The organism is Paenisporosarcina sp. FSL H8-0542 (assembly GCF_038632915.1).
In the GTDB taxonomy this organism is placed as follows: domain Bacteria; phylum Bacillota; class Bacilli; order Bacillales_A; family Planococcaceae; genus Paenisporosarcina.
Genome location: NZ_CP152050.1, coordinates 3543258 through 3557132, shown reverse-complemented (window position 1 = coordinate 3557132; position 13875 = coordinate 3543258). Strand labels below are relative to the sequence as shown.

Annotated in this window: 13 protein-coding genes and 1 pseudogene; 12 read left to right on the top strand and 2 right to left on the bottom strand. The window is 39.4% G+C overall.

The annotated features are described in order from the left end of the window. Positions 1–8: 8 nt before the first annotated feature. From MHH33_RS17785 to MHH33_RS17760, 6 genes and pseudogenes are all read left to right on the top strand, one after another. Complete coding sequence (locus MHH33_RS17785) at positions 9–1496, top strand: glutamate synthase subunit beta (protein WP_342542561.1); 1488 nt, start codon at positions 9–11, stop codon at positions 1494–1496. 233 nt (positions 1497–1729) lie between these two features. After that, positions 1730–2530, top strand: a complete 801-nt coding sequence (locus tag MHH33_RS17780) for an ABC transporter ATP-binding protein (protein ID WP_342542560.1) — start codon at positions 1730–1732, stop codon at positions 2528–2530. Then, positions 2523–4163, top strand: a complete 1641-nt coding sequence (locus MHH33_RS17775; protein ID WP_342542559.1) for a hypothetical protein — start codon at positions 2523–2525, stop codon at positions 4161–4163. Before MHH33_RS17780 ends, MHH33_RS17775 begins: the two co-directional genes overlap by 8 nt. A gap of 110 nt (positions 4164–4273) precedes the next feature. Then, positions 4274–4834: an AAA family ATPase gene (locus MHH33_RS17770; RefSeq protein WP_016428861.1), complete on the top strand. Its 561-nt coding sequence runs from the start codon at positions 4274–4276 to the stop codon at positions 4832–4834. Positions 4835–4862: 28 nt separating this feature from the next. Continuing rightward, a complete protein-coding gene (locus MHH33_RS17765) occupies positions 4863–5423 on the top strand; it encodes a sugar O-acetyltransferase (protein WP_342542558.1) in 561 nt (186 codons plus the stop codon). Positions 5424–5455: 32 nt separating this feature from the next. Further along, positions 5456–5932, top strand: a pseudogene (locus tag MHH33_RS17760) (GyrI-like domain-containing protein); the annotation flags it as partial. A gap of 361 nt (positions 5933–6293) precedes the next feature. On the opposite strand, the gene MHH33_RS17755 reads toward MHH33_RS17760, so the two are convergent. After that, complete coding sequence (locus tag MHH33_RS17755) at positions 6294–6617, bottom strand: hypothetical protein (protein WP_016428857.1); 324 nt, start codon at positions 6615–6617, stop codon at positions 6294–6296. Positions 6618–7008: 391 nt separating this feature from the next. On the opposite strand from MHH33_RS17755, the gene MHH33_RS17750 reads away from it, so the two are divergent. The 5 genes from MHH33_RS17750 to MHH33_RS17730 all read left to right on the top strand — a co-directional run bounded on the left by MHH33_RS17750 (position 7009) and on the right by MHH33_RS17730 (position 11591). Continuing rightward, positions 7009–8184, top strand: a complete 1176-nt coding sequence (locus tag MHH33_RS17750) for an ABC transporter substrate-binding protein (RefSeq protein WP_016428856.1) — start codon at positions 7009–7011, stop codon at positions 8182–8184. Between the two features lie 89 nt (positions 8185–8273). Next, complete coding sequence (locus tag MHH33_RS17745; protein WP_016428855.1) at positions 8274–9149, top strand: branched-chain amino acid ABC transporter permease; 876 nt, start codon at positions 8274–8276, stop codon at positions 9147–9149. Positions 9150–9161: 12 nt separating this feature from the next. Next, on the top strand, positions 9162–10112 hold the full coding sequence (locus MHH33_RS17740; protein ID WP_342542557.1) for a branched-chain amino acid ABC transporter permease: 951 nt from the start codon (positions 9162–9164) through the stop codon (positions 10110–10112). Further along, complete coding sequence (locus MHH33_RS17735) at positions 10102–10881, top strand: ABC transporter ATP-binding protein (protein ID WP_016428853.1); 780 nt, start codon at positions 10102–10104, stop codon at positions 10879–10881. Before MHH33_RS17740 ends, MHH33_RS17735 begins: the two co-directional genes overlap by 11 nt. Then, the gene (locus MHH33_RS17730; protein ID WP_342542556.1) at positions 10878–11591 is read left to right on the top strand and encodes an ABC transporter ATP-binding protein; all 714 of its coding nucleotides are present in this window, start codon (positions 10878–10880) and stop codon (positions 11589–11591) included. The genes MHH33_RS17735 and MHH33_RS17730 overlap by 4 nt, the downstream gene beginning before the upstream one ends. Before the next feature lie 119 nt (positions 11592–11710). Here MHH33_RS17730 and MHH33_RS17725 read toward each other — a convergent pair whose 3' ends face one another. Then, on the bottom strand, positions 11711–12868 hold the full coding sequence (locus tag MHH33_RS17725) for a polysaccharide deacetylase family protein (protein ID WP_342542555.1): 1158 nt from the start codon (positions 12866–12868) through the stop codon (positions 11711–11713). A gap of 188 nt (positions 12869–13056) precedes the next feature. Here MHH33_RS17725 and MHH33_RS17720 point away from each other — a divergent pair, with 188 nt between their 5' ends. Then, the gene (locus MHH33_RS17720) at positions 13057–13815 is read left to right on the top strand and encodes a hypothetical protein (protein WP_342542554.1); all 759 of its coding nucleotides are present in this window, start codon (positions 13057–13059) and stop codon (positions 13813–13815) included. Positions 13816–13875: the final 60 nt, after the last annotated feature.

Genomic DNA, 13875 nt, shown 5'->3' with positions numbered 1-13875 from the left:
GGGATACGATGGGAAAGCCAACTGGATTTATGGAGTATGAGCGTCATTCGCAACGAGAACGTGAACCGCAACATCGCGTAAAGGATTGGCAGGATTATACTGCACCGATGACGGAACAGGAAGTGCAGATACAAGCAGCACGCTGCATGGATTGCGGAGTGCCTACATGCCATACAGGAACTGAAATCAACGGGGTGACATCCGGTTGTCCGGTATATCATTTAATTCCTGAATGGAATGACCTTGTCTATCAGGGACAATGGCAGGAAGCCTTGAATCGTGAACATGAAATGAACAACTTCCCTGAATTTACAGGCACTGCTTGTCCCGCTCCATGTGAAGGTGCGTGTGTCCTTGGAATAAACGAACCTCCTGTTGCCATTCGTACCGTAGAACGTACCATTATCGAAAGAGGTTTTGAAGAAGGTTGGGTCGTTCCCGAGCCTCCCGAAAAACGTACAGGAAAAAAAGTAGCGGTCATCGGATCTGGACCAGCTGGTCTTGCTGCGGCAGCGCAATTAAATAAAGCAGGGCACTGGGTAACGGTTTTCGAACGTAACGATCGCGTAGGCGGATTGTTGACGTATGGAATTCCTGAAATGAAATTGCCATACGAAATGGTGGAACGACGGGTTGCCTTATTGATTAAAGAAGGCATTATGTTCATTACCAAAACAGAAGTTGGAAAGAACTACCCTGCTGAAAAACTGCAAACCGAGTTTGATGCGACCATTTTATGTGGAGGGGCAACGGTTCATCGTGACATCCAAGTGGAGGGGCGAGAATTAAGTGGTATTCATTTCGCCATGGACTTCCTTCATGCCAATACTAAAAGTTTGTTGGATTCAAATCTTCAAGATGGCAATTTCCTTTCAGCGGAAGGCAAAGATGTCGTTGTAATTGGGGGTGGCGATACAGGGACAGATTGTCTGGCGACAGCCGTTCGTCATGATTGCAAAAGTTTAACGCAGTTTGATATTTACGATAAAAAAGGTGCGGTGCGTGACGAGTTGGGCAATCCTTGGCCACAATATCCCATCATCCATCGTATGGAGTATGGCCAAAAAGAGGCGGCCAGTAAATTTGGAGAAGACCCACGCGCCTATGCCGTTCAAACCACACATTTTGTAGGGAACGAAGATGGTCACGTCAAAGAAGTTCATACTATTAATGTAAAACTCCGCATCGATGAAAATGGAAACCGTGTCCGCGAAGTAATTCCCGGGACCGAGAAAGTATGGCCAGCTGATCTTGTTTTGCTTGCCATAGGGTTTAATGGTCCGGAGCAAGGACTTCTTCAGCAATTGAATGTTGAAACAAACCGAAACTCTACGGTCAAAGCGGAATACGGCAAGTATGCAACAAATGTAGAAGGTGTTTTTTCTGCAGGTGATATGCGTCGCGGGCAAAGCTTGATTGTATGGGCCATTAACGAAGGGCGTGAGGTAGCGAGGGAATGTGATCGCTACTTGATGGGAACAACAGTACTGCCATAGGTATACAAATAGGGGTGTACTTCCACAATGGAAAGTATGCTCCTTTTTCATTTTACACACGTCACATTTGATGGCAGGTGTAGCTTAACCTTTGTCGACATGTTGCACTTTTGCCTTTTACTCAGTTTGAATAATTAATGCAAGAGTGTATCCATGTATTACAGCATTAAAAGAATTGTATAGGTATATCCAAATGTTGGAAACGTGTTAAACTGGTAATAGGGGGAATTAACATGAATGGATCAAGAGAAAAGATGTTGTCACTTACCGATTTGAAGATGAATTACGGAAATAAATCCGTCTTAAAAGGAATCAATTTGGACGTTTACCGAGGTCAAATCATTGGCTATATTGGGCCGAATGGAGCAGGGAAAAGTACCACCGTTAAAATCATGCTGGGCCTGATTAATGGATACAAGGGAAAAGTGGAGATTTTCGGTCAGGATATTACTGACGGTGACATTACATATAAGAAAAAAATTGGCTATGTTCCTGAAAATGCGGAACTGTATGAGACCTTAACGCCACGGGAATATTTGACGTTCACAGGTGAGCTTTATGGGCTTGATCGAAAAGAAGCAGAGCACAAAGCACTCGACTTGCTGAGGGATTTCGGACTGGAGAAAGTGTATGACAGCCGCATTTCTTCCTTTTCGAAGGGAATGAAACAAAAAGTCTTGATTATCTCAAGCTTGTTACATGACCCGGATTTATTATTTTTCGATGAACCGCTGAGCGGGCTTGATGCAAACAGCATGATGGTCGTCAAGGAAATGATCACATTGCTTGCAGCTGCAGGCAAAACCATCTTCTATTCGTCCCACATCATGGATGTCGTCGAAAAAATTAGTACTCGAATCATCCTTCTAGTGGAAGGTGAGATTGTAGCAGATGGAACGTTCGAGGAGTTGGTCATGCAAAGTGAACAAGGGTCTCTAGAAGACATTTTCAATCAATTGACGGGTTTTAATGAACATCGGAATATTGCCTTACGCCTTGTCACGACAATGGCGGGGGGAGAGCAGAATGGATAATTTTCGCTCACTGAGAATGCTGGATGCATTTCGTAAATTGTTCATAGCAGTAGGTATTGATTACGACGTCATGCGAAAAATTCTTCAATTGAAGCTTACGATGGATGACCGTCGTGTACCAACCATTTTCGATGGAGCCAATCCAGAAGAAGGAGAAAATCACTTCCTGAAATCATTGGGCATTTATGCACTCTACGGGTTGATATTGATTCCCTTCATCCTGCTTGGTGAAAACTATATGATTCAATTAAGCCTGGTCTTCGGCATCATCATCTTCATCCTAATGACCACCATGATCACCGACTTTTCAACCGTTTTGTTGGATTTAAGGGATAAAACCATGTTGAATAGCCGACCGGTTGACAATCGGACCATCCAGGCTGCCAAGACCATTCATGTGCTAATTTATATGGTGTCAATTACCTGTGCTTTTGTTGCTATTCCAGTAGTTGTCAGTTTGTTCAGCCAAGGTCCCTTATTTGCCCTGTTGTTTGTGGGGGTATTAATTTTTGTTAGCCTGTTCGTTGTAGTGCTAACTGCCCTGTTGTATTTGTTGGTGTTGAAATTTTTTGATGGCGAGCGTCTTAAAGACATCATCAACTATGTCCAAATCATCTTGAGCATCGGTATCTTCTTGGGGTACCAACTTATTGGGAGGTCAGTTGAGTTCACCATGTCAGGATTTAGTTATCAATTCGACTGGTGGCATCTCTTTGTTCCTGCCTTCTGGTTCGGTGCCCCATTCGAACTGTTGTTGCGCGGGGATTTTTCCACGCCATTGATTGGATTATCCATCCTAGCCTTACTGGTTCCAGTCATTTCATTGATTGTTTACGTGAAGATGATGCCTTCATTCGAACGGAATTTGCAAAAGTTGCTGACTCACTCAAGCAAAAGCAAGAAGAGATGGAGTGGTGTTAACGAATTGTGGGCAAAGATTCTATGTCGAACAAATGAAGAACGAGCGATGTTCCGTTTTGCAGGATTGATGATGGAGAAGGACAGGGAATTCAAACTGAAGGTTTATCCGAGTTTGGCCTTGTCACTTTTCATCCCCTTCCTATTCGTGGTGAATCAAACCCGCTTTAGTTCCATGGACGAAGTTTCAAGTGGGAACGGATACTTATCAATTTACTTCTGTAATTTTATGATACCTGCAGTCATTCAAATGCTCCAATACTCAGGAAACGACAAAGCAAGCTGGATATTCAAGACCACTCCCCTTGAGCAGATTACGTCAACATATAGCGCGACACTAAAATCGTTCATCGTGAAACTGTATATGCCAATCTTCCTTGTCGTCAGCATCGGTTTTACTTGGTTGTTTTCGGTCAGTCTCCTGCCGCAGTTGGTCATTATCTTCCTAGCTGGTATCGTACAGACTCTCGTGACCTACAAACTGCTCGACAATGAGATTCATCCGTTTTCTAAGTCGTTCAAATTCATTAAAGAAGCCAAATCCGCCAAAACTTTATTGCTCGCTTTAGTCACTGGACTCTTTTACGGAGCTCATCACTTAGCATTGAAGGTCCCTTACGTATTACCCATCTATTTTATTCTTCTACTGGGAGCTGTCGTCATCGGTTGGGCACTCATCTTCCCAAAAACATCTTCAAAGCCTTTGGTTAGATGAGAACAGATGGGTATTATTTTGAAAGCTGAGTAAGGGTGTCAGGCACCACACTTATTGGCTTTGTAGCGAAATTCTGTTATCAAAGTAAAAACAGGAAAGGAAAGAAAAATATGAAATTTGTCATCATCGTGGGACCCCAGGCTGTCGGGAAGATGACAGTCGGGCATGAACTGGAAAAGATAACGGACTTAAAGCTGTTTCATAATCATCTGACCATCGAGCTCGTCCATCCATTTTTTGATTACGGCACCGAAGCGGGAAATCGGTTGGTTAAATCATTCCGTCAGCAAATGTTCGAGGAGTTTGCGGTAAGTGAGATGTATGGTGTGATTTTTACGTTTGTGTGGCGTTTCGACGTGCAAGTCGACTGGGATTATGTCGAGAAAATAAGTCGAATTTTTGAATCAAAAGGATCGATAGTCTATATCGTTGAGTTGCAGGCTGATATGGATGAAAGACTTGAACGGAATAAATCCCCTCATCGCCTGGAACACAAACCAACCAAACGAGACATATCATGGTCAGAGGCACATCTGAAAAGCGTAGCTAATAAATTTAGGCTTAACTCAATCGATGGGGAAATTAAGAAGGAAAACTACATAAAAGTTAACAATACGCATTTGACTGCAGCTGAAACTGCGGAGTTAATTAGAAAAAGATTCGATTTATAAAAGTTGCGATAGAAAAGAGGTACACCATTTGGCTACTGAAAAAGAGAAAATGCTTGCTGGTGATATGTACAATCCCGCAGATCCGGAACTGACAATCGAACGGGGGACAGCCCGACTTAAAACCAGATTATTTAACGATACACTTGAATATGAGACGGACAAGAGAGTGAAGATGCTGAAGAATTTGTATGGCTCAACGGGTAAAAGCTTATACGTTGAACCCACATTCCGATGCGATTACGGATACAACATCCACGTAGGAGAGAACTTTTTCGCTAACTTCGATTGCGTCATTCTCGATGTGTGTGAAGTACGTATAGGAGACAATTGCTTTATGGGACCTGGCGTCCATTTGTATACGGCTACCCACCCGATTCATCCGGCAGAACGGAACACGATGCACGAATACGGAAAATCTATTACAATCGGTGACAACGTTTGGATCGGTGGGCGTGCAATCATCAATCCAGGTATAACGATTGGTGATAATGTTGTCATTGCTTCCGGGGCAGTCGTGACGAAAGATGTTCCAGAAAATGTGATTGTAGGTGGAAACCCGGCAAGAGTGATAAAGGAAATAGAATTTTAGTTTTTTGGTTAATGAAATCAAATTTCAATTAAGGGGACACGGAAATGGAGTACAGAATTGAAAATCCTGATTTTGAAATGAGAATTGTGGGAAAGGGTAAGTCAGTAAAAACAAGCAGGGCTTTTAAAATTATTCCTATGCTTTGGGGCAGTGCAAAAAAAGTTGGATTTAGGCAGGAACTAATTGATATGTCATGGGAAAATCCAAAATGCACACTCGAAAGCCTTTTAGGGGTTTGTGGAAAAGAAGCTGCCATAACAGACGAAGATTTTACATACTTTATGGGTGTACGATACGACGGTGAGGCACCAAGTGGAATGGAAACTCTCGTTATTCCTCAAAGTACATGGGCAGTTTTCCCGAACATTCCAGATGCATGGAAACGTTTATATTCCGAATGGGTTCCAACTTCGGGTTATGAACTTGCTAATTTACCATGTATCGAATGTTATTACGGACCAAAACATAAACCAAGACATGAACTGTGGGTTCCCGTGATCCCTAAATAAATAGTTGTATCACTATCCTTGCTGAAATAACCGTTAAAAATCTTTTACATACTTACTGCATGCATGGTCAAATATTAATAAAAACACAAAAAAGGACTGCAATTGAGTCCTTTTTAATTTGCTTAATTATCAATATCGATGTTCAACAGAGCCTAAGACTAAAGAAGACCATACAACGATTATTTCACATCACCTAACCGAATAAAGCTTTTTGTATCAGGCGTTTGTTTTCCTATCTTCGGTTTTTCATAGATACTGTTTCAAGCCTATTTATTCGAGGGGTAGTCAGTATGGATGCCCAGCACAAATTTTAATGATATGACTGCAAAACTTCTCATAAAAACCTCCTTTAAGTTCCTTATTAATCAATGAAATAATCTTTATAAATATAAAGTGTAAGTAATAGAGCCAGAGAAAAATACACAATTGATCCGAGGAAGACAAATGATTGACTGGTCACTTTTTTTGTCGTGGCCATTCGAATTCCGGTTTCTCCTTGAATCTGCATATCCATCTGACGACTTAAGGCCCCGCCCTTGTTTGTAAAAATGTATGCCAAGAATATAGCTGCTAACCCGAAGGGAATGGCGATATCAACAAAATTAGAGTCAAATATAAAAGCAGTAATTCCATGCAAACTCCCAATAATTAAAATAGTTACGCTTAAAGTGATAAACTTTTTCAAAACCTCACTCCTAATCATTTTGAAGTATCAGAATAAATTATCGTAGTAATAACATTTTTTCCCTATTATTCCATCTATACGTTTTGATTCAGCTTTAGGTTTCGGATAAATATAAATGAGAAGAAATAAAAAAAGAGTATTCTAACTATTTATTTTCGATTAATAATATTAATAAAAGGCACACTTATACAATATACAATTTTAAAAATCATTATATTATGTTAATTAATATTCCGAAATATCTAAATTAACAAAAAATAATATAGACTAAACGGATATCTTGTTTTACAATCAAATTGCTTACTATAAAATAATGATAATATCTAACTACTAAACTCACATAAACATTTTGTGAATTAAGTTTTCAGAATTATCAAAAAGGGGATTGCGTATGATAAAGAGAAAGTTTACGAAATTGGCTGTGGTTTCTACATTACTAGCTGGTATTTTAACTGGTTGCGGAGCAGAAGGTGGGGGTTCAGCTAACGGAGACACCATTAAAATTGGTGCGAACTTAGAGCTTTCTGGCGGTGTTGCTTCTTTTGGTTCTTCAATCTCAAAAGGAATCGACCTTGCTGTTGAAGAAATTAACAAAGCCGGTGGAGTCGACGGTAAAGAAATTGAAATTATTAAAGTGGATAATAAATCCGAGGGTTCAGAAGCAACAAGTGGGGCCATTAGATTAACAAGCAAGGACAAAGTTACTGCAATTATTGGTGCAGCTACAAGCGGTAATACAGTTGCACAAGCACAAATTGCGAATAAGAATAAAACAATTCTACTGACACCTTCTGGTACAAGTCCAAACGTAACTGTTAATGAAGATGGTAGTGTAAACGAGTTTGCTTTCCGAACTTCGTTCATCGACCCATTCCAAGGAACAGTGGCAGCTAACTTTGCAGCAAATGAGTTGAAAATTAAAAACGTAGCTATCTTTTCTGATAGTTCAAGTGACTACGCAAAAGGGCTTGCAAAATCTTTCAAAGAAACGTTTGGAGAAGCTGGTGGGAAAATTGTAGCTGAAGAAGCGTACGTTGCGAAAGATACAGATTTCCGCTCGACATTAACGCGTATTAAATCAGCAAAACCAGACTTCATTTTTATTCCTGGTTATTATGAAGAAGTTGGTTTGATTGTAAAACAAGCTCGAGAAATGGGCATTGATGTTCCTCTAATGGGTGCTGATGGTTGGGATTCTCCGAAGTTAGTTGAATTAGCAGGTGCAGAAGCACTTAATAATACATTTATTACAAATCACTATTCTTCTGAAGATCCAGATGAGAAAATTCAAAAATTCGTTAAGAGCTTCTCTGATAAATATGACGGCGCATCACCTGACGCATTTAACGCACTTGGTTATGATTCTGTCTATTTGTTAGCAGACGCAATTGAACGTGCAGGAGATTTAGATACAACTAAGATTAAAGATGAACTAGCAGCAACGAAAGATTTATCTTTAGTTACTGGAAATGTAACAATTGATGAGCAACATAATCCAATCAAGTCTGCAACAATTTTGGAATACAAAGATGGCAAACAAGTCTTTAATACAAAAGTAAATCCTTAATGATTTAACTTGAGATGGGAGGATGGAACAACCATCCTCTCATCTTGTTTTTATTAAGATGTTGAGAATTTATAAGGGAGTGAGAATACATGGAATGGATTCAACAGATTATTAACGGAATATCACTCGGCAGCATCTATGCGTTAATCGCACTCGGCTACACGATGGTTTATGGAATTATTAAATTAATCAACTTCGCCCACGGGGACGTATTCATGGTAGGTTCTTTTATTGGGTTTTATTCAATTACCGCGTTTGGACTTGGATTTTTCCCAGCATTATTATTGTCAATGGTTGCATGTGCAGCATTTGGTGTCCTCATTGAAAGAATTGCCTATAAACGACTTCGAAATGCAACTCGCATAGCCGCCTTAATTACCGCAATTGGGGTTTCACTTCTTATTGAATACGGTGTCATATATGTTAGAGGTGCTCAACCGGAAGCATATCCAGATGTAGTGCCTAATATTTCTTTTGATTTATTCGGGGCTCAAATTAGCAGTCAGTCTATTTTAATCCTTTCTGTATCAGTGATACTTATGATTATTTTGCAATTAATCGTACATAAAACAAAAATTGGTAAAGCAATGCGGGCCGTTTCACATGATGTAGACGCAGCAAAATTGATGGGTATAAATGTTGATAATACGATTTCAGCTACCTTTGCGATTGGTTCAGCTTTAGCTGGAGCCGCTGGTGTTATTTTTGGCGTGTATTATACAAAGATCGAACCATTAATGGGAGTTATTCCAGGGTTGAAAGCTTTTGTTGCTGCCGTTCTAGGTGGTATTGGTATTATTCCAGGAGCAATGGTCGGAGGTCTTGTCCTTGGAGTTGTTGAAACGGTGGTAAGTGGCTTAGGGTTCTCATTATGGAGAGATGCGGCAGCTTTCATCATTCTAATTTTAATTCTAATTTTCAGACCGAATGGCATCTTTGGGAAAAATACACGAGAGAAAGTGTAGGTGAAGGCACATATGAAAAAGATAAAGGGATTCTGGTTATTTATCATTTTATCGGTAGTGATTTATGGAGTTATCCAATTTCTCATCACCGGTGGAGTTTTGGATCTGTTTTATTCAAACACACTCATCTTTATTATCATCAATATAATATTAGCCGTAAGCTTACATTTAGTAATTGGGGTTACGGGACAATTTTCAATTGGTCATGCGGGATTCATGGCAATTGGGGCATACATATCAGCTATTGTAACAATGAAACTTCAGCTACCTTTTGCTCTTGCAATCGTCATGGCTGGTTTGGTTGCTGCGTTAGCCGGAATGCTCGTTGGAATTCCTTCTTTACGATTAAAGGGTGATTACTTGGCAATTGCCACATTAGGATTTGGAGAAATTATTCGGATTGTCTTTCTTAACATTGACTATGTCGGTGGGGCAGCAGGTATGCAAGTTGATCAATTAACTACATGGACAACTTCTTTCGTCTGTTTAGTAATTACGATTATTGTGATTGTGAACTTTACTAATTCCAGACATGGACGCGCATGTATCTCTATACGAGAAAACGAGATTGCTGCAGATGCTATGGGAATAAATACAACTTATTACAAAGTGACAGCCTTTGTTATAGGGTCGTTTTTTGCAGGGGTTGCAGGTGCTTTATATGCTCATAATTTTTATATTATTCAACCTACAAACTTCACGTTTTTAAAATCATTTGATATTTTAATATACGTTGTGTTAGGTGGATTAGGAAGTTTATCTGGAGCAGTTATTGCAGCCGTGCTGTTAACGATTGTATCGACTTTTCTTCAAAGTTATCCCGAAACACGTATGATTATCTATAGTCTTATTTTAATCATTGTCATGTTATACCGACCTAAAGGATTAATGGGAACACGCGAAATAACTGATTATTTTAAATCATGGAAAAGTTCGAAAGGAGACAACCAATATGGTAAGTAAACCTTTACTTCAGGTGCAAAATGTTGGCATTCATTTTGGTGGACTTAAGGCTGTCTCTGATTTTAACTTAGAAATCCATCAGGGAGAGTTAATTGGTCTTATAGGACCTAATGGTGCTGGAAAGACAACTAGCTTTAACTTATTAACTGGCGTGTATGTACCAACAGAAGGTGAGATTGTATTCAACGGAAAACGTTTGAATGGACTGGCGCCATATCAAGTAACCCGTGGGGGAATTAGTCGTACGTTTCAAAATATCCGACTTTTTAATGAATTATCTGTTTTAGATAATGTGAAAGTTGCTTATCATTCATTAGCGAAGCATTCGATGTTTAGCTCGATTTTGCGTTTGCCTTCTCACTTTTCTGGTGAAAAAGAAATGGAAGAGAAATCTTTAGAGTTTCTCAAGCTTTTCGAATTGGACCAATACAAAGATGAGATTGCCAAGAATCTTCCTTATGGTAAGCAAAGAAGATTGGAAATTGCCCGTGCTTTAGCAGCGGGACCTCAATTATTATTGTTAGACGAACCTGCAGCGGGTATGAATCATAAAGAAACACACGATTTAATGTCATTAATCGCATTTGTTCGAGAAAAGTTCAATTTAACGATTTTATTAATTGAGCATGATATGAACTTGGTTATGGGTATCTGTGAAAGAATTTATGTGTTAGACCATGGGGTATTGATAGCTGATGGCACACCTGAATACATCCGTAACCATCCTAAAGTGATTGAGGCCTATTTAGGAGAGGAGGTTCCGAAATGACTTTACTTAAAGTAGATCAATTGGATGTTTACTATGGAAATATACAGGCACTAAAAGGAATTTCACTTGAAGTCAACGAAGGTGAAATTGTAACGTTAATCGGAGCAAATGGAGCGGGAAAAAGCACTCTACTAAAAACGGTTTCAGGATTACTTAAGCCCAAATCAGGAATCATTAATTACATGAATTCTTCAATCGCAGGTAAACCAGCTCAAGGCATTGTTAAAGCCGGAATTTCTCATGTTCCAGAAGGAAGACGTGTTTTTTCGAATATGACCGTTCTGGAAAATTTGGAGTTAGGGGCTTATCTACGAAAAGATTCAAAAGAAATAAGCAAAGATTTTGATAAGGTGTATGAACTTTTCCCTCGATTATTTGAGCGAAGAAAACAGATGTCGGGCACACTTTCGGGTGGGGAGCAACAAATGTTAGCGATGGGAAGAGCCATCATGGCAAAACCAAAACTTCTTTTGCTTGATGAACCATCCATGGGCCTGGCACCGCTTATGGTAAAGACTATTTTTCAAATTATTGAAGAAATCAATCGCGAAGGTACGACGATATTATTAGTTGAACAGAATGCCAACGTTGCCTTATCCATTGCAAACCGAGGCTACGTAATTGAAACTGGACGCGTGGTCGTTTCAGGGCCAGCTGCAGAGTTACAAGCAAGTGAGCAAATCAAATTGGCATACTTAGGGGGTATATAAGCAATTTTTGAAGGGAGTAGATTAAACGCTACTCCCTTTTTTATATGGATTGAATTAAAACGATGTTTGATAAAAAAATTAAGAAATGTCTTCAATGGGCTTATTAAAAATTGGTTCCTCTAAAGCTCATTATCATGCCAAAAATTTTGTGAAACGTGCAACTCCGACTTATATGGCTGAATTGAATACCCTTGTTCGATTAGCCAGGCAATGATTCCAGGTAAAGCTTTTGTGGTTTGTACACGATCATGGAGTAATACCACAATGTGTTGATCCTTGGCCCGAATGGCTTCTTCCACACCCTTTTTAACACTCGTGATAATTTGTTGGAAATTGGCTTCTGATATTTTCCAATCCAATGTATCGACATCCCAATCCCACATTTTGTAGCCTTCCTTTTTCAGTAAACTACGCATGGCAGACGTTACGTAGGGCTTACTTCCATAGGGGGTACGAACCAACGTAGGCTTGAACCCAGTCAGCGATTGAATCATTTCCGTTTCTTTCTTCATTTCACCTATGAACGCTGGTGCGGATGCATAAACGCTCTTACGGTCATGCGTCATGCTGTGAAGAGCGAGGGTGTGACCTTCATTATAAGTTTGCTGAGTCAATGATTTGAAACTTGAAATCTGATTTCCAACGAAAAAGAACGTGCCCTTTACATTATAATTTCTCATGATTTTTAAATGCTCGGATGTATAGCGATTCGGTCCATCGTCAAAGGTCAAATAAACAATTGGCTTTCCAGGCTCAGCAGGTGGAGTTGGTTTCGGTGATGCAGTTTCGTTACGTTTCTTCTTTATTTGTTGAATAAACTGCGGATGGCTCAGATGGGGGTATCGATCCGTATAAAGTCTTACTGTTAAGATGTCGGATAAGTAATCAACTTTGAAATCTGTGGATTCTCCTAACAAGCGAACTGGAATGTACAGAATATCGTCGATCATTTGGACCGCGTTGTCGGAAATAATCACTTGATTGACTGTCGTTTCAGTGGTTAGAAAATTATAAGAAATGGACGTATCATTTTTTGTGATTGTGATTTGTTTGTCTGACTTTTGAATGTCCGCATACAAATAACGTGACATTTTTTCGAATGGAACCAGTATTTGTGCGTTCTCTAGGCGGACTTCTTCTTTTTCGAACGCCAATAAACGGTCATGCAATGCGATGTACCGATTTGAATCTTCTTTAGCAAGACTGGGAGTTGGCAAAGAAAATAAAGTGAAAACAAGCACAACAAGGAACAACATCGGATATGTTAATTTCATCATTCATAACCCCTTTATCTATCAAACTTCTTAGTAAGTGTATGAAAGAAGGTCTTCAGATAGATTCGAAAAGGAGAAAAAATTTTCCGTTCGATTGCTTGAAAAATCGGCTTTAATTCCGAACTGAATGCCAATCTGGCATTTGTTGCATAAGATAGAAAAAGAATTGCAGGAAAGGGGTGTAAGTAGCGATGGGATTATTTATTAATTCAGATAAGCACCCGGATGTTTATAAAAATCATGGGCAAATACAAGAGCCCAATCAATCATTTTTCAAACAGAATCACTTAACTGATTTGTTGGAAGAACAGCAAAAAACAAGTGAAAAATTGCATCAGTCATTTAGTGAACTGAAAGATTTATTGGAAAATCAAGCTACGAAACAAACCAATCAGTGGAAGTTTTTCCAACATGGATTCAATGAACAAAAGAAAGTAAATTACCACCATGAAAAGGTTGAAAATCAAGTATTGGATTGGTTGAAGAAACTAGATGGAAAAAGTGAAGCTTTACAAACAACATTGGAAAATGAAACGTTAGGCAACAAAGATTTAATGAATTACATGAACCAGCTAAGCCTTTCAAATCAAGAGGTAGCGTATCGGATAGACAAAGTAGGGTTGAGAAATGAGCAACTGGAACAAAAGGTTGATGAGCAATTGATTCTCCAAAAACAGATGGCGCATCAAATGAATGCCCAAAAAAATACTCATACGGAAGTAATGAGCCGGCTTGATAACCAGGAAGCACTGACGGAAAAAATCTTAAGACAAGTTGATCATTTCCGATCCATCCTCTTCGAACGAACGAATTATTTAGCAGAAAAAATTGACACAGGGTATAACTACACAACCTCTTATATAACAAAACTGTTCACAGGGTCAGACCATCCATTGACACATTTTGTTATCAACCAAAAATCAAAAGACAACGAGAAAAAGAAGCCTTGAAGAAAAAGCGTAAGACGTGCCTGGCAAAGGGACGTCTTTTTGTGTGTTTTGGACGTGGAA